Origin of the sequence: Flavivirga abyssicola (genome assembly GCF_030540775.2) — a bacterium.
Taxonomy (GTDB): Bacteria; Bacteroidota; Bacteroidia; order Flavobacteriales; family Flavobacteriaceae; genus Flavivirga; species Flavivirga abyssicola.
Genome location: NZ_CP141266.1, coordinates 1,629,633 through 1,656,161 on the forward strand (window position 1 = coordinate 1,629,633; position 26,529 = coordinate 1,656,161).

Annotated in this window: 20 protein-coding genes; 4 read left to right on the forward strand and 16 right to left on the reverse strand. The window is 32.2% G+C overall.

Annotated elements, in window-relative coordinates:
• Positions 1-3: 3 nt before the first annotated feature.
• The 13 genes from Q4Q34_RS06820 to Q4Q34_RS06880 all read right to left on the reverse strand — a co-directional run bounded on the left by Q4Q34_RS06820 (position 4) and on the right by Q4Q34_RS06880 (position 16,441).
• Positions 4-1,233, reverse strand: a complete 1,230-nt coding sequence (locus Q4Q34_RS06820) for a murein hydrolase activator EnvC family protein (RefSeq protein ID WP_303316514.1) — start codon at positions 1,231-1,233, stop codon at positions 4-6.
• The gene (locus Q4Q34_RS06825) at positions 1,233-2,000 is read right to left on the reverse strand and encodes a DUF4292 domain-containing protein (RefSeq protein WP_303316515.1); all 768 of its coding nucleotides are present in this window, start codon (positions 1,998-2,000) and stop codon (positions 1,233-1,235) included. Before Q4Q34_RS06825 ends, Q4Q34_RS06820 begins: the two co-directional genes overlap by 1 nt.
• Entirely contained in the window at positions 2,000-3,304 is a 1,305-nt protein-coding gene (locus tag Q4Q34_RS06830; RefSeq protein ID WP_303316516.1) for a tetratricopeptide repeat protein, read from the reverse strand. Before Q4Q34_RS06830 ends, Q4Q34_RS06825 begins: the two co-directional genes overlap by 1 nt.
• 139 nt (positions 3,305-3,443) lie before the next feature.
• Positions 3,444-3,743: a GIY-YIG nuclease family protein gene (locus Q4Q34_RS06835; RefSeq protein WP_303316517.1), complete on the reverse strand. Its 300-nt coding sequence runs from the start codon at positions 3,741-3,743 to the stop codon at positions 3,444-3,446.
• Positions 3,744-3,778: 35 nt separating this feature from the next.
• Positions 3,779-4,798 (reverse strand): sugar phosphate nucleotidyltransferase, encoded by a 1,020-nt coding sequence (locus tag Q4Q34_RS06840; RefSeq protein WP_303316518.1) that lies wholly within the window; start codon positions 4,796-4,798, stop codon positions 3,779-3,781.
• Between the two features lie 194 nt (positions 4,799-4,992).
• Positions 4,993-5,427 carry a dUTP diphosphatase gene (gene dut, locus Q4Q34_RS06845; RefSeq protein ID WP_303316519.1) on the reverse strand — a complete coding sequence of 145 codons (435 nt, stop codon included), beginning with the start codon at positions 5,425-5,427 and terminating at the stop codon, positions 4,993-4,995.
• A 1-nt stretch (position 5,428) separates the two neighbouring features.
• Positions 5,429-6,889, reverse strand: coding sequence for an oligosaccharide flippase family protein (locus Q4Q34_RS06850; RefSeq protein ID WP_303316520.1), 1,461 nt, complete (start codon positions 6,887-6,889; stop codon positions 5,429-5,431).
• 59 nt (positions 6,890-6,948) lie between these two features.
• The gene (locus tag Q4Q34_RS06855; protein WP_303316521.1) at positions 6,949-7,455 is read right to left on the reverse strand and encodes a hypothetical protein; all 507 of its coding nucleotides are present in this window, start codon (positions 7,453-7,455) and stop codon (positions 6,949-6,951) included.
• Between the two features lie 448 nt (positions 7,456-7,903).
• The gene (locus tag Q4Q34_RS06860; protein ID WP_330444609.1) at positions 7,904-8,401 is read right to left on the reverse strand and encodes a sigma-70 family RNA polymerase sigma factor; all 498 of its coding nucleotides are present in this window, start codon (positions 8,399-8,401) and stop codon (positions 7,904-7,906) included.
• A 184-nt stretch (positions 8,402-8,585) separates the two neighbouring features.
• Complete coding sequence (locus tag Q4Q34_RS06865) at positions 8,586-10,139, reverse strand: hypothetical protein (RefSeq protein WP_303316522.1); 1,554 nt, start codon at positions 10,137-10,139, stop codon at positions 8,586-8,588.
• Between the two features lie 18 nt (positions 10,140-10,157).
• Positions 10,158-11,585, reverse strand: coding sequence for a RagB/SusD family nutrient uptake outer membrane protein (locus tag Q4Q34_RS06870; protein WP_303316523.1), 1,428 nt, complete (start codon positions 11,583-11,585; stop codon positions 10,158-10,160).
• A gap of 12 nt (positions 11,586-11,597) precedes the next feature.
• Positions 11,598-15,203 carry a SusC/RagA family TonB-linked outer membrane protein gene (locus tag Q4Q34_RS06875; protein WP_303316524.1) on the reverse strand — a complete coding sequence of 1,202 codons (3,606 nt, stop codon included), beginning with the start codon at positions 15,201-15,203 and terminating at the stop codon, positions 11,598-11,600.
• 83 nt (positions 15,204-15,286) lie between these two features.
• Positions 15,287-16,441: a FecR family protein gene (locus Q4Q34_RS06880; RefSeq protein WP_303316525.1), complete on the reverse strand. Its 1,155-nt coding sequence runs from the start codon at positions 16,439-16,441 to the stop codon at positions 15,287-15,289.
• Positions 16,442-16,550: 109 nt separating this feature from the next.
• Between Q4Q34_RS06880 and Q4Q34_RS06885 the strand changes: the two genes are divergently transcribed.
• From Q4Q34_RS06885 to Q4Q34_RS06900, 4 genes are all read left to right on the forward strand, one after another.
• On the forward strand, positions 16,551-17,141 hold the full coding sequence (locus Q4Q34_RS06885) for an RNA polymerase sigma factor (RefSeq protein WP_303316526.1): 591 nt from the start codon (positions 16,551-16,553) through the stop codon (positions 17,139-17,141).
• 61 nt (positions 17,142-17,202) lie between these two features.
• Positions 17,203-18,351 carry a FecR family protein gene (locus Q4Q34_RS06890; RefSeq protein ID WP_303316527.1) on the forward strand — a complete coding sequence of 383 codons (1,149 nt, stop codon included), beginning with the start codon at positions 17,203-17,205 and terminating at the stop codon, positions 18,349-18,351.
• Positions 18,352-18,363: 12 nt separating this feature from the next.
• Positions 18,364-19,590 carry a TlpA disulfide reductase family protein gene (locus Q4Q34_RS06895; RefSeq protein ID WP_303316528.1) on the forward strand — a complete coding sequence of 409 codons (1,227 nt, stop codon included), beginning with the start codon at positions 18,364-18,366 and terminating at the stop codon, positions 19,588-19,590.
• A gap of 14 nt (positions 19,591-19,604) precedes the next feature.
• The gene (locus Q4Q34_RS06900; RefSeq protein ID WP_303316529.1) at positions 19,605-22,442 is read left to right on the forward strand and encodes a M16 family metallopeptidase; all 2,838 of its coding nucleotides are present in this window, start codon (positions 19,605-19,607) and stop codon (positions 22,440-22,442) included.
• Between the two features lie 145 nt (positions 22,443-22,587).
• On the opposite strand, the gene Q4Q34_RS06905 is transcribed toward Q4Q34_RS06900, so the two are convergent.
• From Q4Q34_RS06905 to atpA, 3 genes are all read right to left on the reverse strand, one after another.
• Positions 22,588-23,445 carry an OmpA/MotB family protein gene (locus tag Q4Q34_RS06905; protein WP_303316530.1) on the reverse strand — a complete coding sequence of 286 codons (858 nt, stop codon included), beginning with the start codon at positions 23,443-23,445 and terminating at the stop codon, positions 22,588-22,590.
• Positions 23,446-23,973: 528 nt separating this feature from the next.
• Positions 23,974-24,834: an ATP synthase F1 subunit gamma gene (gene atpG / locus Q4Q34_RS06910; protein ID WP_303316531.1), complete on the reverse strand. Its 861-nt coding sequence runs from the start codon at positions 24,832-24,834 to the stop codon at positions 23,974-23,976.
• A gap of 104 nt (positions 24,835-24,938) precedes the next feature.
• Positions 24,939-26,516 carry a F0F1 ATP synthase subunit alpha gene (gene atpA, locus Q4Q34_RS06915; RefSeq protein WP_303316532.1) on the reverse strand — a complete coding sequence of 526 codons (1,578 nt, stop codon included), beginning with the start codon at positions 26,514-26,516 and terminating at the stop codon, positions 24,939-24,941.
• Between the last annotated feature and the right edge of the window lie 13 nt (positions 26,517-26,529).

Genomic DNA, 26,529 nt, shown 5'->3' on the forward strand with positions numbered 1-26,529 from the left:
AAGTTACATTTTATAAATCCAAGAAGCTGGGTTTTCTGTTTTTGTGCCTTTAGAGATTGTGAAACTTAAAATTGTTTCTCCATTTGAAGGATTTGTAAACACATTACCTATAACTTGCTTGGTTGATACTTTATCCCCTTTCTTCACATTAACGCTAGATAAGTTTTTATATATCGTTAAATAATCGCCATGACGAATCATCACAATGGGATTTACATTTTTCATTTTAAGTATTTCACTTACCTCACCGTTAAAAACAGCTCTTACTTTAGCTCCTTTTTGCGTAGCTATACGGACTCCATGACTCTTAATTGTTAATGATTTATCTATAGGGTGTCTTTGTGTCCCATAACCTAATCTTACAACGCCTCTTTCAACTGGCCATGGTAACTTACCTTTGTTTGCTATAAACTTAGATGCTAAAACTTTTTCTTCGGCTGTAAGAGCAAAACTTTTTGAACTAGCCACTTTTCCGGCTTTTCTATTAGACTTAGCTATAGCTGCTTTAATAATACGGTCTATTTCATTATCAATTCTATCGGCCTCTCTCTGTTTTCTCCTTATTTGAGACGCATATAATGATAAGTTCTTTTTTATTGATTTCATTAAAACTTCATGCTCCTTGCGTTCTGTTTCTAATGTTTTCTGAATTACTTTATTATCAGCAATCAATCTTTTTTTATCTTCTTTTTGATCTTGTAAGCTTCTATTTATATTCTGTAATTCTAGCGTTTTGGCCTTTATTGTTTCCCCTTGTTGTTTTTGGTGATCTGAATATTGTTTTATGTACTGTAATCGTTTATAAGCCTGTTTAAAATCATTAGAGGACAACAAAAACATGATTCTACTTTGCTTGTTTTTGCTTTTATAAGACTTTACTATCATAGCAGCGTAATCTTCCTTTAACTGCTTTAATTCATCTCTAAGTGTGCCTATTTTCTTTTGGTTTGAATTAATTTTACGTGTTATTAAATTAGCTTGTTGATTAGTAACCTTTATAAGGTTAGATAACACGCTTATTTTATAATTAAAATCTTCAATTAATGATATTTGCGATTTTTCTCTAGACTTGTTCTCAGCACGTAACTCATTAATTTTCTGAATTTCTCTACGTAATTCTTGTCGTCGTGTTTCTAGTTGCTTTTGTTTATTATTCTGAGAAAAAACAAAAGATCCACATAGCAGAAACGCCAGAAAAAATACTGTTGTATATGTAGATTTCTTGTTTAGCATTAAAGCTTTATTTCTTTAAAACCTGATGGTATTTTAAATGGAAATCGCAACTCTTCATTTAGGCTAACATTTTTGAATTCTAAATTAATAATCGTTTCTTGATTAGTCTCCAAAGCGATTACTTTTATCTTTTCTGGAAGAATTTGTTTCTCAACTTCTTGGTGCGATAAATAATCTATCTGTAAATGTCTAAATTCTTTTGGTTGCGAAATTTGCTGTGATTTTACTTTAAAATGTGATGGGTCTAACAAAAAGAATATTTCAAAAAGCTCACGTTGTTTTTTAGGTTGAAGGATATAGAGTTTATCATCAACAGAAGCTTTATAATTTCCTTCTTTTAAATCGAATATCGTTTCCCCCAATAATAAATTTTGAACCTTTTGAAAATCTAATTCGGTTCCCAATAAATCACTCAAATATTTATAATCACCATCAAAATAAGTATTATCTAACTTATTATAAAAACTAACTTTTTTTGGTGTAACCAATGCTTTTACTATTGAAAATGTGGCACTAATCCATAAAGCTTCATCTTTTTTAGCTCTAAAACTTACCGAATGGGTTTGCGAATCTTCTCCTTGTACATATGTTATTTTAAGAGTAGATCTAAGTGTTTTAAAACTTGGTGCCTGTTTCGCATTTTCTTTTATTAATTGTTTGGTAGAAAGCTTGTAATTAGCTTCTCCGGCAACAATGGTCCTTGACGATTTACAATTAAATATTAATAGTACTAAAAGAACTAAAGTGAGTTGAGAGCGTATTTTCATTAATTTGAACTTTCTAATTGTTTTGCTTTATCACTAAACGTTTTTGCCTTAGCTGTATTGTTTAATAAACTATGGGCTTTACTTAACTGATTATAAAAATCGGCTTCCATTTTAGTATCATCAATAATATAATCTAAACCTGTCTCTAAGGCTTCTATTGCTTCTTTAGGTTGGTTTAATTTATTTAAAGCAACACCGTTTATTAAGTAAAACAAAGGTTGAGACGGGAATTTTTGAAGTACTTCATCACTTTTTTCTTTAGCTGAGTCATACTTTTGTAAATCTATATATAGTAACAATACATTACGTAAAACACCAAAATTATTTGCCTCCAATTTTAATGCTGCTTCAAAATATTCTAAAGCTTTTCCTTTATTCTTTTTAGCTAAATAGTACTGACCTAATTCAATAAGTGTTTTACTATTACTGCGGTTATCAATCAGGGCAGTAGCTTCTACCAAATCGGCTTCATATTTTGGATGCTTTCCAACAAAACTTACAAAATCTGTTAATACTTTAAGTTTTGCTTCTGGTTTTATTTCATTGCTTTTAATAACAATTTTCATAGATTCAATAGCTTTTTCAGCATCATTATCGTCTAAATAAAATTTATATAAAGCCAAATGGACTAATTGCGAATTCGGATTGATCTTTAACAATTCTTTAGCCGTTTCAAAGGCTTTCTCTTTTTCATTATTTTCACTATAACGGAAAATTAAAGCCAGATAATTGGATTCTTTATCAGGGTGATTTTCAACACGTTTTTCTAAATTCTTTATTTGATCTTTTTTACGCCCTGTTGCTTTATAAATTTGATTACGCATCGCATCACGGGACAATGAAATTCCAAATTCAGAATCTAATTCGTCTAAAAGTTTTAAAGCATCATCATACTTCTTTGATCTAAGATAAAGGGACGCTAAATCTTCTTTATAGTCTGGATGGTATTTAACAAGCTGCTTGATCGTCTTTATAGCTTTATCATAATCGTTTTGCGATGCATAAAACCCGTATAGTTCATCTAAAAACCATTCATTATCTGGGTCTTTATTAACCGCTTTTTTTAAAGCTTCTTCTGCCGCACCAAAGTTTTTAAGCTTTTTGTAGTTCTTACCTAATTCGTAATACAAAACTGCGACAGAGTTGTCTAATTCTATACATTTTAAAAGTGCTTCAACAGACCTATCATAATTTTCAATACCTTTTTGTTTTAAGGCTTCGTAGAAAGATTCTTGAAACTTATCTTCTACGTTACCTAAATCATCATCAGGTTTCTTGTTAAAATCTACTTGTGCGTAATTCACCTGTGGAAAGATTAATATTCCGAAGACTAAAAAAAATATGTAGATTTTATACTTCATACAATGCCTGCATAGGCAGGTATCTTTTAAATTAAACTTATTCCTACATAAGCAGGAAACTCATTGTTTTTATATTAATTTATCAAAAATTTAAATTCCAGTTGATACTTAGGTCAGACCAACTTGGATTCATGTCTTCTATCAGTTTTATTTTCCAATCTCTTTTCCTTTTTTTAAATTGCTTTTCTCTTTTTTCTGCTACGTTTCCATTTTTAAAAGCTTCAAAATAAATCAATTTATCACAATTATATCTTGCAGTAAATGATTTTGGATAGATTTTTAATTTATGCTCTTTAACTCTTTCTTCTATATTATCTGTTATGCCAATATATATTACCCCTTCAGGCTTATTTGTCATGATATAGACATACCATTGTTTCATACATTTCTATCATGAGATTCCTGCTTCCGCAGGAATTATTCCAAAACAGAATAATCACCAATACTAATAGACGTATAATTACCATCATATTTAACATGATTACCAATCATGGCATCATCTAAATTAGCATTTTTAATTGTGGTATTTGTCTGAATTAAACTATTCTTAACACTTGAATTTTCAATAACACTATTATTCCCTATAGATACATGAGGACCAACTGTACTATCTTTAAGAATAACATTTTCACCAATAAAACAAGGTTCTATGATAGTTGAATTATCCAATTTTGCTGATGCTGATACTAATTGTTCATCGCCATCTGCTTTTAAAAAGCTTAACATTCTTTGATTCGTCTCAATGGTTATCGCTTTATTACCACAGTCCATCCATTCATCAACGGTTCCTGTTTTAAATACTTTTCCTTCGGCCATCATTCGTTTAATACCATCATTAATTTGGTATTCCCCACCATTCATAACATTTTCATCCAGGATTTCTTGTAGTTTTCCTTTTAAAACGGCCACATCTTTAAAATAATAAATTCCAATAACTGCTTGGTCGCTCACAAAGGTTTCTGGTTTTTCAACCAACTCAACAATCTCGTTATTTTCGTTTAATTTAACAACACCGTAAGCTTCGGGATTCTCTACTTGTTTTGTCCAAATAACACTATCTGCCGTTGCGTCTAAATCAAATTCAGCTCTAATGAGTGTATCTGCATATGCAATAACAGCAGGACCAGAGAGTGATGGTTTTGCACACATAATGGCGTGACCAGTTCCTAAGGGTTGATCTTGACGATAAATAGAAGCTTTAGCTCCTAAACCTTTTGCTAAATCTTCTAAGCTCGACACGACATCATCGCCAAACCACGCCGGATCACCTAAAACAAAGGCTATTTCTTCTATTGGTTGTTTTAAAACTTTAGCTATATCTTTTACCAACCTATGAACAATAGGTTGTCCTGCTACTGGAATTAATGGTTTTGGAACTGTTAAACTGTGTGGGCGTAGACGAGATCCTCGTCCTGCCATTGGTACTATTATTTTCATTTAAACCTTTTTTTATTCCCTCGTAAGAGGGAATCTTTTTAATTAAATTTCTATTTCAAAACTAGGTTTCGACTTTAGCTTATTTTGAGCATAAGCGAAAGACTCAACCTGACCATGTAACTTATTTTTTCTTTTTTAAGGATTTTGCTCCTTGAGCTAGAAATAAACGAATGCTATATTTCATAAATCGTTAATCACTTAACTCCCGTACTTCCAAATCCACCTTCTCCTCTCGATGTTTCAGATAATTCTTCTACATCTATCCATTCGGCCCGTTCATGTTTTGCTATCACTAATTGTGCTACACGCTCCCCATTTTCAATAGTAAAATCCTCATTTGAAAGGTTTACTAAAATCACACCTATTTCACCTCTATAATCGGCATCTACCGTTCCTGGAGCATTTAAAACGGTAATTCCTTTTTTTGCTGCTAAACCACTACGTGGGCGTACTTGGGCTTCAAACCCTATAGGAAGTTCAATAAACAAACCCGTTTTAACGATTGTGCGCTCCAAAGGCTTTAACGTAATGGATTCTAAAATATTTGCTCTTAAATCCATACCTGCTGATGCTATGGTCTCATAATTTGGTAAAGCATGATTGGATTTATTTATTATCTTAATTTGCATGTTATCGTTTTAATAATTGTTTTATTTGATTTCTTTCGGAAATATAAACAATGCCCAAAAATACAATTAACATTGATATTCCCATTATATAATTAGATCTAAATTGATAGAATGACAGCCCTGATAAACCAATAGAAAGAATTAAATAAAGTCCAATTTTTTTGAGATTATAAGGAATAGGATAATACTTTCTTCCAAAATAATAAGATAACAACATCATTATTGAATAAGCTATTAATGTGGCAATTGCCGAACCTTTGTAGCTAATAATTGGAATTAACCAAAAGTTTAGGAATAAGGTTAAAAGCGCTCCAAAGATTGATATATAAGCTCCAAATTTAGTTTTATCTGTTATTTTATACCAAACGGAAAGATTATGATAAATCCCTAAGCAAAAATTAGCTAATAAAATAACTGGAACAATCCACATGGCTTTCCAATAAGCTTCATTTCCAATGAAAATTACTTTTAATAAGTCTGCAAAAACAACAACCGTAAGCAAAATAGCCGAGCCAAAAATGACAAAATATTCTAGAATTCTTGCATAGTTTTTTTGAGGATTTTCTGTTTTTGCGTGACTAAAAAAGAATGGTTCTATTCCTAAGCGATATGCTGTAGCAAATAAAGTCATGAACAGTGCCAATTTATAGCACGCGGAATACATTCCTATTTCGGTTTTGGCAACATCTTCTGGTAATAAGCTGTTTAATAAAATTCTATCAAAAGTTTCATTTATAGAAAAAGCAACGCCTGCAATAAGAATTGGAAACGCGTAACGCATCATCTTTTTCCAAAGGACTTTACTAAATGTGAATTTTATTTTAAAATAAAAAGGAAACATGATGAGCAGTGTTACTGCACTCGCAACTAGATTTGCAATAAATATATAATTAACCTCAAAATTAGGCTTATAAATGGCTGCAAAAACAGATGATTCTGAAGCTAAATCTTTTAACCATAAGAGTAAAAACAGGTTTAACCCAAGGTTAATCGCTACATTTAATATTTTAATAATAGCATATTTTAGAGGTTTCAGGTTAACTCTCAACCATGCAAAAGGAATAATTACCAAGGCGTCTAGAAGCAAAATCCAAATAACTAGATGAATATATTCTTCTTTAATATCAATAAAACTCGCAATTTGATTTTTAAACATCAAAGCAAGAACAAAAAAGCCAAAAGAGGTTATAATTAAAGATATAGAAGACGTACCTACAACCTTAGATTTCTCTTTTTCTTTATTATAAAACCTAAAAAAAGCGGTTTCCATGCCATAAGCTAAAATGACATTAAATAAAACAAAATAAGAATATATTAAAGAAACATCTCCATAATCTGCAACCGATTCTAAAACACTTTCGTCGGTATGTAATCTTACTAATAAAAAACTCAACATTCTAGGGAGCACTGTTGCTAAACCGTAAATAAATGTTTGTTTAAATAATGATTTAAGTGCGCTCAACGATTCGTTTTTTATTCCGCTAAAAATACGTTTTTAGCAAATGCAAACCAAAAGATAAGTTATTGGCTGTTTTGAGGTGCACTGGGATAGTTTAATGACTCTTGTTCAATAATATTAGAAATCTTGTAGTATTTAATTTTATGACCTTCATTATAGCTAACCACACATTCATCTTCTTTTAGTTCAAAAGGTATTTTTTTAGGGATTTCAGGGACTAAATTACCATATTCGGCAATTGGATCACTGCTCATTATAATATCTTTATTTTGATTTGCCGATAATGCATAACGTCCAATATAAAGCATCTTATCCTTTTCTAACTTCACTGCTTTTCCTCTAAAATAAATACTGTCTAATACTATGTTTTTAGAATTTGATAATAAAGGAATAAAAACATTAATACCAGAACCGCCTCCTTTTACACCTGCTACCCAACTTTGATGATAAACCTGCCCTATTTCTAATGGTACTGAATCTTGAAGTTTAAATGTACTAGCACACTGTGAAAAACTCATCATCACTAGAGATATTAAACATAAAAATAATATTCGTTTTAATAATTTCATAGTATTTAATTGGTCTTACAAAGATACTATTTGCAAAATAGATGCCATAATTTCTTAAATAAAGGCCTAATACCAAATAAAGAATTTCTTGTAACGAACTATCCTCGAGGCAAAGCTATAAAGGGGTATTTCGTTACAAGAAATTCTGTTATTTAGATTCCCACTCCTGTCTGCCATACCTTTGGCTTGGTAGACCAACAACTATAGTGTCCCCACATCTTTAAACAAGATTCATTATTTACTTTTCTTTGCCCGTCCAAAGAAAAGTAACAAAAGAAAAGACGCCCCTTCGATAGGAATTTCTTCTTTTGCTTAGGCTCAAGAAGAACCAAGCACAAAACTTCGATGTCGCGCCAATGCGCCATCCAATACCATGCTCCTGGGTTTCGAAGCTTTTGTACTTTATTCTTACGAAGGGCCTGGGCTTGCCTAATGGTTATTTCTTATTTTAAATTGTTTTCTCTAAATAAGTTTTTAGTGACTTATAAGCTTTTGTTTTTAGTGATTTTACTGTCTCTAATTTAATCCCTAATCTTTCTGCTATGGTTACATTAGATGATCCTTTTAAAGCTAATTCTATGATTTGTTTTTTACGCGGACTTAAAATAGAAATAGCCTTATGAAGTATACTGGCACTTTCTTGTACAATCATATTTTCATTAATAAAAACATGATCTTCCTTTTGTTCTTTATTATGAAATTGATAGGCTTTTTTAACCTTTTCGTGCTTTATTTTATTGAGACATTTGTTTTTTACAGTAGTATATAGATACGATTTTAAAGCCATCTCATTTGGAAAAACTAATTTGGATTCCCATAATTGTAAAAACACATTTTGAACGACATCTTCACACTCTTGAATATCTAACAAGAATGTACTGGCAAATACAACCAACGATTTATAGTGATTATTAAAAATAAATCTAATATTTTTTCTAGAGTCTATGGTAAACCTTTTTTAGTTTAACCCGAATTATGCATTAGAGTGCTAATACAAATCGATTATAAAATTAGGCCAATAATGAGTTTATTTTTATGACTGATATTAACGAAAACCAAGTGTTTAGCTTGACTGGGTATAATTCAAATTATTTTAGCCTAATTTTATAATCGATTTGGGGTACTATTTTTTACTCTGGTTTTATTTCTGTTGTACCTTCAATTTCTGGGTCTGTTGTAGAAAAATCAATATCAAAAACTTTCCAATTAATAATTATAAGGCTTTGATTTTCATCATAAGTACCAGAGCCTTCAATTTCATAGGCTATACCATCACATGGTGTGTATGTTTGACGTTCTAATGCTACTGTACCTGTTCCATCATCAGAAACATCAGGTGTAAAAGTTATTCTTGAGTTAGGTAAATCGCTTGCACAACTTAAGACAGGCACCCAATCTCCTGTTAGGTCTAAGGTTCCGCATCCCGAAGTTCCTACTGCAGTGCTTGTAGTGGCTAAATCATCTTCAGATACTAGGTTTCCTTCCCATAATAACGTATCTGCATTATTAGTACATGAGCCATCTGCTGTATATGGATCTGTTCCATCAAAGTCCTCATCATCATTAATAATCCCATCACTATCGCAATCTGCTGCTAACCAAATAGCATTGGTATTATCGTACCCTGTGTAACCAGATGATTGAGCGGGGTCACAAGGATCATTTTCATCTGTACCATTAAGTATTTCGTCATCATCACTAACGCCATCTCCATCTGTATCTATTGGCCCAGCAGAAAACTCATAGGGATCTGTTCCGTTTTCAAACTCATCAAAGTTTAATTGACCGTCCCCATCACAATCTGCATCTCCCCATACAAAGTTATCAGGATCATAACCTGTATAACCCACAGGTTGTTGCGGATCGCAAGGGTCTTCTTCGTCACTACCATTATCACGCTCATCACCATTTGTTATTCCATCGCCATCATTATCACCGTCACTTTCATTTGAGACTATTGCAGAACCGGTATCCCATTCTGTACCATTTAAATACAAGGTATAATCAAATGTAAATAGCTTAGCATCAACGTCATATTCACCTTCTCCTTCTACTTCAAACCCATTATCGGTATCTGAACAACCATAAGCTTGTCTTTTTATATTTAAAGTTCCTATGGTAGGATCATCTACCGAAGGTGATAATAAAACAGTAATGGATGTTTCTGTATCACAGTCTAGAAAAGTAAACAACGGATCTGTCCCTGTATATACTACCGCACAAGTGTTTCCTGTTTGAGCTTCTCCTTCAACAAAAGAAACATCTGAAAACGATGATGTGAAAATTAAATCTGTTCCTACAAACGGTGTAATTTCCGGACAGGTTAAAATTATGACTTCTATATTGGCAACTTTTTGGGTATTTTCTTTGCTAACAACAACTTCTGCATTTATAGTTGAATTACCTGCCGTAAAAGGAGCAGCATCTGCAATTATTAAATTCCCGTTTTCGTCTATTTTAAGAGTTCCAGAGGGCGTTTGATTAAGAATTGAAAAGTTAACAGAGCCTGCATTAGAGGTTCCAAAAACGGTACCTATGGTATCATTTACAATAACGGATGAAAAAGCTTCAAGAGTTAAATCGGACGTACTTACGATGGTTGGATCTGCATCATCATCAACGCATGAGGTTATAATAACTGCAAAAAGTAGTGAACTGAATATGTATATTAATAATTTTTTCATTTTTTTTGATTTTTTAGTTTATTCTCTGGTATTTTGGATTATTTCCGGATTTTGATTGATATACAATAATCCTATAGGTTGTGCCCAGTTTACACTATTTGCCTGTATGGTAGATGTTTCAGAATTAAAGCTGTGGGTTATCGAAATATTATCATCATCAAACCTGTTATATCTCTTAATATCAAATATTCGCTCTACACTCATAGGGAATTCTCTTCTTCTTTCTTCTTTAATAAATTGAAGTAATAGATCTTGATCTGTTATAGACACAGGATTATATTGTCCGTCTTCAAATCTATTAATACGCAACGTGTTTAAATCATCATTTGCTTCAGATATATTGCCTAATCTAGCATTACATTCGCTACGAATTAAATAAAGGTCTGGGGTATTAATCCCATCTGTACCCGAGAAAAAAGCACTTTGATTGGCTACTAAAATAGAGCCATCTAAATCAATAAACTCTCTTTCACGTAAAGAGGCAAACCACTGGCTCCGTAGGTCTTCAGTTTCAAATAAATCAATATATTCCTCAGTAAATGCAAGGTCTAATATCAATTCTTTGTGCCAAACAACTTGAACATCTTCAGTAACATTCGGCCAATAACGTTCTGTGGGGATGTCTGGTTCTTCAAAAACCTCATCATCATTTATATTTCTAATCGTACTTGAAAGCGTTAAAGCACTTTCTACAGCATTTAATGCTTCTGAATAATTGGCTTGATAGAGGAAGATTTTTGATAATAGGCCATAAGCTCCAGCTTTTGAAGGTCTAAAGCTAAGCTGTAGTGGTTGAGTGTCTGGCAAATTTGGAATACTTGTTTCAATTTCGTCAATAATAAAATCATAAACCTTCTGTACAGAAACCCGTTCTAAATTTACATTCACTAAAGAAGAGCTATTTCTAAGAGGTACCCCCAAATCTGTTGCTGCCGATGATGGGTTATAATGAACCCCATAAATATTAACTAGATTGAAATAAGCATAGGCTCTGTGCAGTTTAGCTTCAGCCTCTAAAGCCAAGATTTCATTAGGAGTCCCATTACTCACGCTAGATAAGCCCTCTAAAATAAGGTTTGATGTAAAAATTTGTTGATAATAGTCTTCCCAATCTAAATCACTCTGTGCTGCTCCATAAATTATATCTCTATATTGAAAAAGGTTTAATTGAATTCGGTCTATTCCATTTAATGCCACAATTTCTGGTGTTACCAAAATATGGTCTGCCCCGTAAATGGTATTGAAATGTTTACTTACAAATCCTCTAGAAAAATTAATTTCACCTCCAGCGCTTTCTGTCTGATCTAACAGTAATCTGTAATCTTCTATTTTATTAGGTATTACCTTCCCTTTGGGCTTTATATCTAAAAAGCCATCGCGGGTACATGATGTACAGATGAATACCAATACTAAAGCATATATGCCAAAAAATTTAATATATTTCATAGTTATAGTCTTTTAAAAACTTGCGTTAAGGTTTAATGTTAAGGTTCTAGGTAAAGGAATAAGTGTGTTCCCAGGGTCTACATTCCACTTATTAAAATCCCAGACATATACATTATCCAATTGGAGTCCCATTTTTAAACTATTGAGCTTAATTTTCTTTAAAAATTTGCTTGGAAGCGCGTAAATCAGACTTACTTGACTTAACCTAATATGAGAAGCATCATCAACAAAACGATTTATAAACGGGTAATTTTGATAGCCTATGGAGTTCGCATTCCCCGCACTAGGAACTGCGGGTATAGACGTTATATTTTCATCACCGGGATTTTGCCACCTTTGATTAAAGTCATTAGCTACATTTATAATAGCATTCCTACCTCCGGGGATATAGGTTTGAACTGCTCCAAACCCATTATCTGTATAGCGAAATACATGACCTGCCCTAAAGTTGGTAATGGCACGTAGGGTGAAATTATTATAAGAAAAATTATTAATCCATGAGCCATAATACTTAGGTATAAGCGTACCTTCTCTCTTTAAATCTGATACTGTAAAGGTATCTGATGTTACATTAGGGCTAGTAAAATTAAAGTCTAAAATTTCGTTATTCCTATTTAAAAATTGTGGCGCCCCATTTTTGTCCAAATTAGCGTATCTATAGCTATAAATTGTAGAAAGAGCTTCCCCTTGAATAGTAGCTGATCCATTTATATAACTGCTTATCCTATCTTGATCAATATCTACCTTAGTGAGTTTATTTTCGTTTATACTCAAATTAAAAGTAGAACCATACAAGAACCCTTTATCTGTTCCAAGGTTAAGATTAAGACGTATATCCAGTCCTTCATTGGAAAGTTCGCCAGCGTTTAATAGAAATTGAGAAACCCCTAGAGTAGGATTAAGAGCAACATCTGCTAAAAGATCTTCACTATTACTTTTATAATACTCTATGCTTCCTTCTAAAACATTATTGAAAATCCCAAAATCAAGACCCACATTAATAGTCTTTGTTTTTTCCAATCTTAGTAAAGGGTTAGGCAGGTTACTAATGGTTGCGGCTCTATTAATGAAAGCTCCATTTTGCTGAAAAATAGATGCCTGCAAGAAGGGACCTGCACTTCTATCCACATTCCCATTAGTACCAAAACTTGCTCTAAGTTGCAGGTCATTAAAAATATCATGTATAGGAAAAAGGTCGTTAGATATATTCCACTTCGCTCCAATTGAGTATAATGGGACATTACGAAACTCTTTAGAGGCCCCAAAAAGATTGGTATCATCTAAACGAGTACTTGCAGATATGGTATAATTATCATTAAAAGTATATCCAAGATTTGCAAAATAGGATATAAAGCGATTTTCTACAAAAGCCCCTCTAGCTAAGGATGGAATCCGTTGATTTGAAGTAAGTACGACATCTGAATAGAAATTTCTGTAATTTGTTCTAAAATCAGGGTCTATAGAGAGCAAGGTTTGATTATCAAAACCATATCTCCTGTCTCTGTCAACCTCATTTATCGTCAATCTAGCTTCATAGCCAGCAATAGCCGTGATTTTATGAAGCGCATTATTAAAACTAGCATCATAATTAAACTGCCCTCTAAAAGCATGCGAAATCTGCTTTCCTAAAGATACATCCAAAATGCTTCCTTGAGGTATTGGAAAATCTGTTACTGTTGAAGTTGCTCTATCAATTTGCGAGAATAGATTTACTCTACTTCGAGTCACAAATGTATTTTCGTTGTAAAGGTTTCTTTGTTCTGTAGCTCCCAACTCATATTGATAGGTAAGTGATAGGTCCAAATCTTTATATATTTCGTAGTCTACAGCTGCTTGTAATCTTAGCGCTACTCGATTAAGCTCATTGTTAGCATTATCATATTCTTGAAGTAGATTGTATGTAAAAGGGTATAATGCTCCTCTACTCTGTAAAAATTGAGAAAACGCATTACTAGCACCTCCCACCATAGGAAAATAACTTCCGTCTGCCTCTAAAAGACGATTGGTAAAGGCAAAATTACCTAAAAAAGCCGTTGGAGAAATTCCTCTATCAAGTAATGAAATACCATCGTTAGGATCGTTTGGAGGTAAGTTTTGTCTAATTTGCGAAAAATTAACAATAAATCTAGCTTTGAGTTTATCCGTTATGTCTAAAGAATTTCTAAAATTACTAATGAATTGATTAGAATTGTTACTTATGGTATTGTTTTGATTAGTATTAAATGTTATAGATGCTCGATAGTCCTGTTTTTCGCTACCCCCAGAAATGGCAAGGTTATATTGGTTCCAAATAGGTTGCCTTAAAACTTTTTTACTATACTCGCGCCTTACATCCCTTAATGAAAATTGGTTTAACAAAGCATTTACTTGACTCTGAGTAAGGTCGCCTCTCTCTTGCAATAAAAGTGTTTCAATAACCGGGTCTAATTGAAAAAGTTCTCTTGCTCTAAAAACATTATCTCCAGTAAATAATTCTTGGATTCCGTAATTATCATTTTGAGTTTCAAAAAGTGCCCTTTGATAATTAATTTGCGTGCTGGTATCTCCAAGGTTATTATCAAAAAGGTCCTGTTTTTCTGTAATCCCTAAATTCAAAGAAGCTTCTATTAAAGTTTTAGCATTTCTTGAACCTTTTTTAGTTACAATAACAATAACACCATTAGCTGCACGTATACCCCAAATAGATGCTGCTGCTGCATCTCTTAAAACGGATATGCTTTCTACATCATTTGGATTGATATTGCTTATTGAAAGTTCCGTTGGCAAGCCGTCAACAACAATTAAAGGTGCTGTGCTTGCATTTATAGAACTTAAACCTCTTACAATGATACCATTGTTTTGACTAAATAATATCCCTGGAATCTCATCAGATATTTTTGATAGAATATTTTGGTCAATCTTATTTTCCAGTATTTCTTGCTTTACTCTTCCAAAAGAGCCTGTTACTCTTTCTTTTTCGATAGCTTGGTATCCTGTATAAACCAGATTTACACTATCAAGATCTAATGTTGTAGGAATCATTTTAACATGATAGGTATCTTCTTCGGTTATTTCAACCTCAGCATCAAGATATCCTAGATAACTGAATACTAAAAAGTTGCCCTTTGAGGCTTGTATCGAGTATTTACCGTCAAAATCTGAAATGGTTCCTTTTTGAGTTCCTGATATTAAAACCGTAACTCCAGCCAACGGAATATTATTTTCATCTGTAATAATACCTGATATTGATTTTTGAACAGCCTCTTGAGGTTTTTGGGGCTCGACTTTAAGGACTATTTGATTTTCAAGTATTTTAAATTTAACATTAGTAGACTTGAAAAGACGTTTAAGAACCATATATAAAGGTTCTTTGTCTGTACTTATTGAAATTTTTCTATTTAAATTAACGCTTTTTATATTGTATAAAAACCGGTAATCAGTCATATTTTCAATCTCATCAAAAGCCTTTTCCACAGTAACATTATCTAAATCAAGGCTAACTTTTACATTTTGTCCAAAACTACTGGCATATATTTGGAAAAAGGAGATTAAAAAAAAGAAATAAGTAAGTTTCATTTTTAGGTCGGGGTTTAATAGCAAAAAGCAAACACGCCCAGTGTTTTTGAAAGTTTTTTTCATATTTTTGAGTGTTAGTAAGTAATAAAATTTATTTTATTGCTTCATTTATTAGCCGAGAGATGGTTCCAGCATCTCTCGGTTTTTTATTTTACGTTTATAGTAATTTTATTTTTAGTGATTTTATAATTAAACCCATAGGCTTCACTGAAATAGAGAATAATTTGTTCAATCGTTTTATCCCTAAAAGTTGCTGTAAATTTTTCTTGACCTAATGTTTCATCATAGCCAATTATAATAACATTGTAGCTTCGTTCTAACTTCTTAACAATTTGAGTAAAGGATTCGCTCTTAAATAAAAGCGCTCCTTGACGCCAACTTGTATAATATTTGGTATTTACCGTTTTTTTACTGATCGTCTTTAGTTTTTTGTTAAAAGATGATTGCTCGTTAGGTGTTAAAAAAACAGCTTCATGCTCGCTTGATATATCATAAACCTTAACAGAACCTTCTTCAAGGGTTGTTTCAATAGTAGCATCTTCAGCATAAGAAGATATATTGAACTCCGTACCTAAAACTTCTATATTAAGGTTATCTGCATTAACAATAAATTTATGGTTTGCATCATGGGTGACATCAAAATATGCTTCCCCTTCAAGGTAAACTTGCCTAGGTTGGTCTTTTAAAAAGTTAACAGGATATTTTAAAGTAGTACCAGCGTTTAAATCTACTTTTGTGCCATCAGAAAGCGCAACTTGAAATGTCTTTCCATGTGGAACACATAACGTATTGTACGTCGTGGTTTGAGTTATATTATTAACATAACTTAACTTATCATTACTTAAGTAACCTATTGTTGTATGGTTACCCCCTACAATACTATCATTTTCTTTACCCGTAATAAGTTGTTTTTGCCCATTACCTAAAATAAGTTCAATATTTTTTTCTGGAACCTCAACTAAGCTAGAGGGTCTGTTTTGGTCTGTTTTGGTGACATACCATAAAGACGTTAAACACAATAATAAAACTGCAGCAGCTGCGTATTGGTATATCCTTTTAGGAAATTTCCGTGACTTGTTTTTATTGCCTTCTATAGCTTTTATCGCTTTAGATAACGCACTATCTGTATCAAAATCTTTGTCTATATTTTTAAATAAGTAATCATCTTTAATGGCTTCCTTAAAAAAAATTATATTTTCTTTTTTTGAAAGTAGTATTTCAAGTGCTGTAGATTCTTCTTTGGTAAGTTTCCCTTCTAAAAACTTATTTGTTAAAAGAACTATGTCGGGTAATTTGGTCATATTTCCTGTTTGTTTTCAATGCTATGACAAAAAAGATTTTTTCAACCCTTACTATGAGACCATGTTTTTTTACTTTATTTGTAATTTCATGGTATTTTGAAATCCAAGAATGACTGATTTTAGAGACAATAACAGTTTATTAGTAAAACGATTACGATTAGGCGATAAAGATGCTTACACGCAGATTTATAAAATTTATTATGCCAAATTATGCCGTTATGTATACTCGCTTTCTAACAATGCAAGTCTTGCCGAGGATATCGTTCAAGAACAACTTATGCACTTGTGGCTAAAGCGAGAAACACATACCATAATCTCATTAAATGCTTACTTATACAGATCTGTTTACAATAAATATATTAGTTTTTGTAATGCTGAAAAACGTCAACTTTCATTAAAAGAAAAACTACGTATGGAAGCTATAATTGAAGTTGAAAGTTCAGAAGGTGCTGTTAATCAAGAAAGATTAAATGCTTTAAAAAACATTATAGATAACCTGCCCCAAAAAAGAAAAGAAATATTCATACTAAGTAAGCTTAAAAACTATGAGTATAAAGAAATTGCCTCGATGAAAAATATTTCTGAACGTACTGTTGAAAGTCAAATAAGAAAAGCTTTAATTACGATCCGTCATGAGGTTTCACAACTAAAGTTATTCAAAAACCTATCCTTTTTCTTCTTTATAAACCCTTTTTTTTAAAAAAACCACTTTTCAAGTAACACTGTTTTGTTTTTAAGTTGTTTTACTTATAAACAATGGTTTGGATTCTACAAAAACTGCAATAATAAAATTAAGAAAGATACTTGATGCTTTTTTTGAAACAGATAAAAAAGATCCATTTAAGAAAGAAGATGTGGAATATCTTGAATCTGTAATTTCTAAATATGAACTCTTCGATACCATTGATTCTAAAAAAGGCTGGACCAAATTTGAACAAAAAATTGAAGCATCACAAAGTACCCTTCAAAAACCTCACTTACGTGTTTATCGTTCTTTTTTAAAATATGCCGCAATAGCTATTGGTGTTTCTTTCGCTGTATTCTTTTTTAAGAAAGATCAAGCAATAAAAAACAATACACCACTAGTCGAAACACACAAATCTCAAGAAACCGTAACACTTAACACTTTAGGGGGCATTTCTAAAAACCTCGATATCTCTAAAAAGGATACCATAACCAATGCTAATGGGCAAATTATTGCTATTCAAAATGGGAAGGAAATATTCTATAATACAATAACGCATACCCCTCAAAAAGAAAATTTAATACACGTATTAGAAGTTCCTAATGGGAAAACTTTTAAAATCGTACTCTCTGACGGAACAAAAGTATATTGTGACGCTGGAACGAGATTACAATTTCCAGTAAAATTTCCAGAACAGGGCGAACGAAGAATTAGTTTATCCGGACAAGCTTTTTTTGATGTAGTTAGTGATGCTAAAAATCCATTTATTGTCAATACAAAGAACATGGTTGTACACGTATTAGGAACACAATTTAATATGTCTGCTTATAATAATAGTAATAACACCCAAACAACACTGGTAGAAGGTCTTATAAAAATTCATTTAAAAAACACCAATGCCTCTAAACTAATTAGTCTTCTTCCTGGACAAATGGCTATTTATAATGAGCAATCAAAAAGAATGCATATAAAAACGGTTAACACTTATGATTATACAGCGTGGATGTCTAAAAAACTTGTTTTTAAAGAGACCTCTTTTTCTTCCATCTTAAAAATATTAGAGCGTAAATTCAATGTCACTATAATAAATCAAAACAATACCATAGGACATGAAGTCTTTACGGCAAAATTTACCAACGAAACCTTGGAACAAATACTAAATACTTTCAAAATAGATAATGATCTTTCCTATACTATAAAAAATGATCAGGTAATAATCCGATAAAAAACTTGTAACATGAAACATAAAAATATCAAAACCATAACTGCCTTTTTAATTGGTTTAGTTATTATATCAGGAGTAACTATCTCTTGTAACAAAAAAAAGAACAAAGAACAGGATGTTGTTAAAGACAACACTACAGCCTCTATAACAGGGAGTATTTTAGGGAATGTTAACGGACATAGTATTTCTATGACTGAAATTAATGAGGGTATAGATAACGAAAGCATTGACACGATAAGTACTGTAAGTTTAAAAGATGGAAAATTTTCGTTTGACAATATAAAAGTGGATGATCCTAGGGCTGTAAAACTTACCTTTGGAGATACTATTAATACCGTTGTGTTTTTAGAGCCCGGAACTATTAACGTAGAGATTTATCCCAGAGATACTATTTTCACCGAATATTTTACAGGAACAGAAGTAAGATCAAAAAGATCTGGAACTATAAATAACGTACTTTTTACACAATACAGAGACCAAAGACATAAGGTATTAACGTCTCCTGAATTTATAGACGTAAGAGCTTTAGATAAAACGTCATTTGCCCTCTATACAGATTTTGATTTGCTGAATAAACAAATGCGTCAATTTAAGTCTAAATCCTATAGAAGAGATTCCATACTTATAAAAATCAAGAAAGACTTCATTATAGAACATAAAGACAAAATGGTATCTCCTTATATCGTTCTTTTTGAAGATTATCGTTTTGATGATGTCTTTGAAACTAAAGAGATTATTGACTTTTTTGATGCTTACGATAAAAGTTTAGATGGTAATAGATACTATGAAAGCATGGAAAGGTACGTAACTGCCTCAAGAAATACTGCTATTGGTATTACCTTGGCAGATTTTGCACTTAAAAACAGAAATGGCGAAACCATAAGCCTATCATCTTTTAGAGATAAATATGTTTTAATAGATTTTTGGGCCTATTGGTGTACCCCTTGTATTGCTGCTTTTCCCCATTTAGAAAAACTTCGCGAAAAATATAAAGCAGAAGACTTTGAAATTCTGGGGATCTCTTCAGACCCAAATCATGAGCAATGGATTAAAGCTTTAGATAAGCATAAACCTTCATGGACTCAAGTTATTGATAATAAAGAGAAAACAGTATCTAAACAATTCAATATTGCCAAATTGCCAACCACTTTTTTAGTAGATAAAGAAGGAAAAGTAATGGCTATAGATCTTTATGCAGAAGATTTGGATAATGAATTAGAAACTATTTTTGGTCATTAAAAACAATCTTCACAATGTTCTTCTTTAGTAAAACAAAATTAAGTGTAAGTATAGCTATAGTAGCTTTATTAAGCACAATTACTCAAGCACAAATTAAAACCACAATTCCATTGCCTAGCCAAATAAAACAAGGAAAGTTGGATAATGGCTTGACCTATTATATTTTAAAAAACCAAAAACCTAAAGGAAAAGCAAGTTTTTATTTTGCTCAAAATGTAGGCGCCATACTGGAAGAAGATCATGAAGATGGCTTAGCTCACTTTTTAGAACATATGGCTTTTAAAGGCTCTAAAAATTTTCAGGAAAGTAACGGTATAGATAATTTTTTGCAATCAAAAGGCTTTGTTCTTGGAGACCAGTATAACGCTTATACCAATTGGGATCAAACATTATATTTTGTTGAACAAGTCCCAGCTAAAGATAACGCCTTTATAGATCAAATCATGTTAATGATACATGATTGGTCTGGATCTCTTAATTTAAGTGAAAAAGATATTGATGACGAACGTGATATCATATCGGGAGAATGGAGAGAGCTTCAAAGTTCTAGCTATACACTTCAAAAAAAGACGTGGTCTGCGCTTTACAATAATTCGAGATATGCAGAAAGAGATGTTATGGGAGACGTTAGTTTTATAAAATCTTTTGATAGTTCTTTATTAAGAAATTTCTACAAGAAATGGTATAGACCGGATTTGCAAGCTATAATCATTGTGGGAGACATAGATGTAAGTGCTATGGAAAAAAAAGTAAAAACATTTTTCTCTAAAATTCCTAAAGCAACAAACCCGAAAGAGCGATTTTATGTTGAAATTCCTGAAAATACTAAAACACAATATCTTCTAGCTACAGAAAAAGCAGATGATATTATTGATGTAAACATGACTTTTATATTCAGAGAAAAAGAGCCTAAAATTATTAATGAAAACCAGCTACGTTCGAATTTTATAAAAAGTCTGTTTTCAAATATGGTCTCCAAACGTTATAAACAAGTGATTAATAAACAAAATTCTCCAGCTCAAAGTATTAGAGTTGGTTATAGTAAACTAACGGCGTTAGATGGAGCAAATCAAATATCCATATCACCAAGGTCTGGACAAGAATTAAATGCAGTCACCGCAGCTTTTACCGAATTAGAACGAGTAAAAAGATATGGCTTTTTAGAAAGTGAGCTTGAACTTGCAAAGAAAAACTTAAAAGTTACTTTTGAAAATAGAGTAGACAGAGAAAAAGACAAAAGCAATTCTTTTTGGGCAAATCAATTGGTAAGTTATTTTATAGAAGCTAAACCTGTGGTATCTGCTAAATGGCATTTAGAATTTTTAAATAACATATTTCCTACCATAACTACAAAAGAGGTCAATGATTATGTAAACCGTTTTCAAAACTTAAATGCGTGTACTATTATTATCTCAGGTCCCGAAAAAGATGATATAATCTATCCATCGCAAAAGGATATTTTAGAAGCGATAAAAAAAGCTAGAGCAAATACCATTGAAAAATTTAATGATAAACTTGATGCTGTTCTTAAAAAGCCTTTATTATCTGATAAATTACCTGTCGAAAAAATAAAAGATAAATTTAGCATCGAAGGGATTCGTGATGCCAAAGGTTATATTCTTAATAACGGTGTTCGAGTTGTACTAATGCCATCTAAAGAAAAAAATAGTAATATCTCTATGCAGGCCGTAAGTCCTGGCGGTTTAGCAAGTTTAAAAACCAAGGACTTAATTTTCCTTGATTCGGCTATTGAGCTTGTTCAAAATTCTGGACTAGGAGATTTTAACGCTTCGGACTTATCTCAAAAGCTTTCCACACAATCTGCTAGGGTTAGTTTAAGTTATAGAGATTTTCACGATATCGTTCAAGGTAGAGGATTAGTTAAGGATTTAGAAAGTATGCTTCAGCTAACGTATTTATATTTTGAAAAACCAAGATTTGATAAAACTGTTTTTGAAAATAAGAAACAAGATTGGAAAAATGATTTCAAACGTTACTTTGTAAATACTGAAAAGAGTGATCTCTATGATGCTATAAACATTTTATCTTCTAATGGACATCCTAGATCTTTCCCAAATAAGGAAGAAGATTTTGATGCTATTAATTTTGAACAATGCAAAGCCATTTTTAAAGACCGTTTTTCTGACGCTGACGATTTTAGTTTTATTTTTATTGGAAATTTTGACACTAAAAAGATACTACCTCTTATACAACAATATTTAGGTAATCTAAGTATCAAAACTACTTCGGAAGGCTTTATAGACCACAAAATAGAAAGTGCAAAAGGAATTTCTATAAGAGAAATAGAAAAAGACATGCAAACCCCAAAAACCAGTATAAGCTATAATCTTATAAATGATAACATAGACTATACTACCGAAAACGCTTTAATCGCTCAAGTCATAGAAGCTATGCTTTATACTAGGTTTTTATCTACACTTAGAGAAGATGAAGGTGGTACTTATGGCTCACAATCTTATGTAACATTAACAGATATACCCAAAAGCGAATTAAATGTTAGCGTAGATCTAGATGCTGCTCCGGAAAAGAAAGAAAACATGATAAGATTCATTAAACAAGAATTAAATAATCTTGCTAATGATGAAACTTACTCTACCGATTTAGAAAATGCAAAAACATACCTTTTAGACAATAGAAAAGAGAATCAACAAAGTGATTTCTTTTGGGAAAATGAAATTGTTAATGTCATTCTATTTAAAAGAAAACATATTTCATTTGAAGATTATAAAGAGAAAATTAATGCTATAACACTTGAAAACATACAAGACTTTGCTAAAAAACACATTCTTACATCTAATGTTATTCAAGTGACTTTAAAACCAAAGAAGTAAAAAAGAAAATTACGAAATCTAGAATGTACTTTGTTTTTTTGATGGGAAAGTAGCGATAAACTAAATAATAAATTGGTTCATTATATAATTAAAACCTGTTAAGATAAATCTTAACAGGCTTTAATTTTTCCATTACTATATATGTCTATATGTCTTCATTAGAAGCCATTAAAGCAAAAAACTTGTCTATATTTGGAAGAATCACAATACGTGTTCTTCTGTTTCTAGCTCTACTTTTAGCAGTTTTATTATCTGTAAGCGGTTGAAAACTACTTCTACCTGCTGCTATCATTTTTTCTGGTGCTACATTAAATCTATTTTGTAATTTTCGAACTACTGATGTGGCTCTTAAAACACTTAAATCCCAATTATCTGATACTTTTTCTGTATTAATACTTCTTGAATCTGTATGGCCTTCAACCATTACTTCTAAGCTTTCTTCTGAGTTTATAACATCAGCTAATTTTTGCAGAATCGTATTTGCTTTAGAGCTTATTTGATAACTTCCACTATTAAATAGCATCTTATCTGAAATAGAAATCATAACAACAGTTTCGTTAATATTGACAGCAATATCATCCTCCTCTTTAAGACTACTCGTTTGTATTGTTTTTTCTAAGTTATAAGCTATTGCCATATTCATAGAATCTTTAAGCGTTTTAGCCTGACTTAGCTTTCCAGCGTCAACATTAGCTAAGGTAGCTCGCATTTTTGCTTTGGCACCATTAGAAATTACGCTACCATTATCTGTAATATCTAGTTTAGAATTATTTTCTTTAGTAAGTATTTCAACATCTTCTTTTAAAGATGTTATTTTAGAATTATATGTATCAACTCTAGCTTGGATTTTCTCAAATTTAGCTTCTAAATCTTCTTTAGCTACTCTAGTTTTTGTTAATTCACTTTCAATTTGACCTTTTTCGTTTTCTAAAGCAATATATTTTTTCTTTGAAACACAAGAAAAAACTATAGCTACTAATAATAACATTGAAATTTTTTTCATAATAATACTAACATTTAATTTAAAATATTTACGAGATAGACTTAATTATAGATGTTGAAACTGTTATTTATTTTGAATTATTCTGTTTTTTATCGATATCAAAAACCAGCCCTGTTTTAAAATTGACTCCACGGAAAGAGATTTCCTGAAAAATGGTGATGACACACCTCAATCATCATCTTAAAAATGTTATATGAAAATTTAAAAAAATAAAAAAGCCTCACAAACATGAGGCTTTACATTTAAGACCCTTCAACTGCAGTCAGGGTAAATGTTTACTATATGTGATACTTTTGTATTTTATAATTTGGCTTTGTCTAATTGTTCAGCGCTTCCGGCTTATTTGAACATTTGACCTCGTTTCCTCGGTCTAATTGTTTAACGCTTCTGCTTTTTTGAACATTTGACCTCGTTTCCTCAGTCTAATTCTTCAGCGCTTCCGCTTTTTTTGAACATTTGACCTCGTTCCCCTCAGTCTAATTGTTTAACGCTTCCGCTTTTTTGAACATTTGACCTCGTTTCCTCAGTCTAATTGTTCAACGCTTCCGCTCCACCAACAATTTCAAGGATTTCATTAGTAATTGCTGCTTGACGTGCTTTATTATAAGTCAACTTAAGTTGGTCTCTTAACTCTGTAGCATTATCTGTTGCTTTGTGCATAGCCGTCATACGTGCTCCATGTTCACTTGCAAAAGAATCTCTAACACCTTTATACAATTGTGTTTTTAACGACTTAGGGATTAACTCTTCTACAATTTCTACTTTAGATGGCTCAAAAATATAATCTGCATTATTATTTGCATCTCCTTCAACTGGAACAATTGGCAAAAACTGTTCTGTCATTATAATTTGAGTAGCCGCATTTTTAAACTTGTTGTAAACGATTTCAATTTTATCAAACTCGCCTGAAACAAATTTATCCATCAATAATTCAGCTATTGTAGCAACATTATCAAAAGTTAAATCTTCAAAAACATCACTTTTATTAGCTATAACTCTTCCTTGTTTAGAGAAAGCATCATTCGATTTCTTACCTATAGCTACAACAGACACATTCTTATCTGCATAAACAGTATCAATCAGATTTTGCGTTTGCTTAATAATGTTCGAATTAAAAGCTCCACATAAACCTCTATTAGAAGTGATTGGAACTATTAATACGTTTTTCACTTCTCGTTGTGTTGAATATTTACTTCCAGAATCTGCATCTAAAGTCGCACTTAAGCTTTGTAAAAGCTCTGTTAACTTATCTGCATAAGGACGCATAGCGGTAATAGCATCTTGTGCTTTCTTTAACTTCGCAGCAGACACCATTTTCATGGCGCTGGTAATCTGCATTGTTGAAGATACCGATGATATTCTGTTACGTATTTCTTTTAAGTTTGCCATTGGCCCCACCTAACCTCCCCAAAGGGAAGGGATTTTTATTAATTGTACTTAATATTCTAGATCCTCCTAATAACTCCTCCCCTTTGGGGAGGCTTGGGAGGGGCTTATTTATACTTTCCTGATAAATCTTTTGCTACAGCTGTTAATGTATCTGTAACTTCATCAGTTAATTTACCTGCTTTTAATGTACTAAGTACATCTGTATGTTTTGCTTTTAAGAATTCAATAAAATCTCTTTCGAATTCTTTTACTTTTTCTACAGGAACATCTTTTAATAAGTTTTTAGATCCTGCATAAATAATAGCAATTTGGTCTTCTACAGTAAATGGATCGTTTTGAGCTTGTTTTAAGATCTCTACGTTACGTTTACCTTTTTCAATTACATTCAAAGTAACTGCATCTAAATCTGATCCAAACTTAGCAAATGCTTCTAATTCTCGGAATTGTGCCTGATCTAGTTTTAAAGTACCTGATACTTTTTTCATTGATTTAATCTGTGCATTACCACCAACACGAGATACAGAAATACCTACGTTAATTGCTGGACGTACACCAGAGTTAAATAAATCTCCATCTAAGAAGATTTGTCCATCTGTAATAGAAATTACATTTGTTGGAATATATGCAGAAACGTCACCTGCTTGTGTTTCAATAATTGGTAAAGCTGTTAAAGAACCCCCACCTTTCACTAATGGTTTTAATGAATCAGGTAAGTCATTCATATCTTTAGCAATACTATCATCATTGATAACTTTTGCAGAACGCTCTAACAATCTAGAGTGAAGGTAGAAAACGTCACCTGGATACGCCTCACGTCCTGGTGGACGACGTAATAATAAAGATACCTCACGGTATGCTACTGCTTGCTTAGATAAATCATCATAGATAATTAAAGCTGGACGACCAGTATCTCTAAAATACTCACCAATTGCAGCACCTGCCATAGGCGCATATACTTGCATAGGAGCAGGATCTGATGCATTTGCTGCTACTATAGTAGTATAAGCAAGAGCACCTCTATCTTCTAATGTTTTAGCAATGTTTGCTACCGTAGATGCTTTTTGTCCTACAGCAACGTATATACAATATACAGGCTCACCTGCATCGTAAAATTCTTTTTGATTTAAGATGGTATCAATACAAACCGTTGTTTTACCTGTTTGACGGTCACCAATAACCAACTCACGTTGTCCACGACCTACAGGAATCATAGCATCAATAGATTTAATACCTGTTTGTAATGGTTCTGTTACCGGCTCACGGAAAACAACACCAGGCGCTTTACGCTCTAAAGGCATTTCGTAAGTATCTCCAGTTATAGGCCCTTTACCATCAATAGGATTTCCTAAAGTATCTACAACACGTCCAACAATACCTTCACCAACATTAATAGAAGCAATACGTCCAGTACGTTTTACAGTAGATCCTTCTCTAACTCCTACAGAAGCACCTAATAATACGATACCTACATTATCTTCTTCAAGGTTAAGTACAATACCTTCTAATCCACCATCGAATTCTACTAACTCACCATATTGAGCGTTAGCCAATCCGTAAGCACGTACAATACCATCACCTACTGTTAATACTGTTCCAACTTCATCTAATGAAGCCCCTGCTTCAAAACCTGAAAGTTGTTGTTTTAAGATTGCTGATATTTCAGCTGGTTTTACTTCTGCCATCTTTAATTATGTT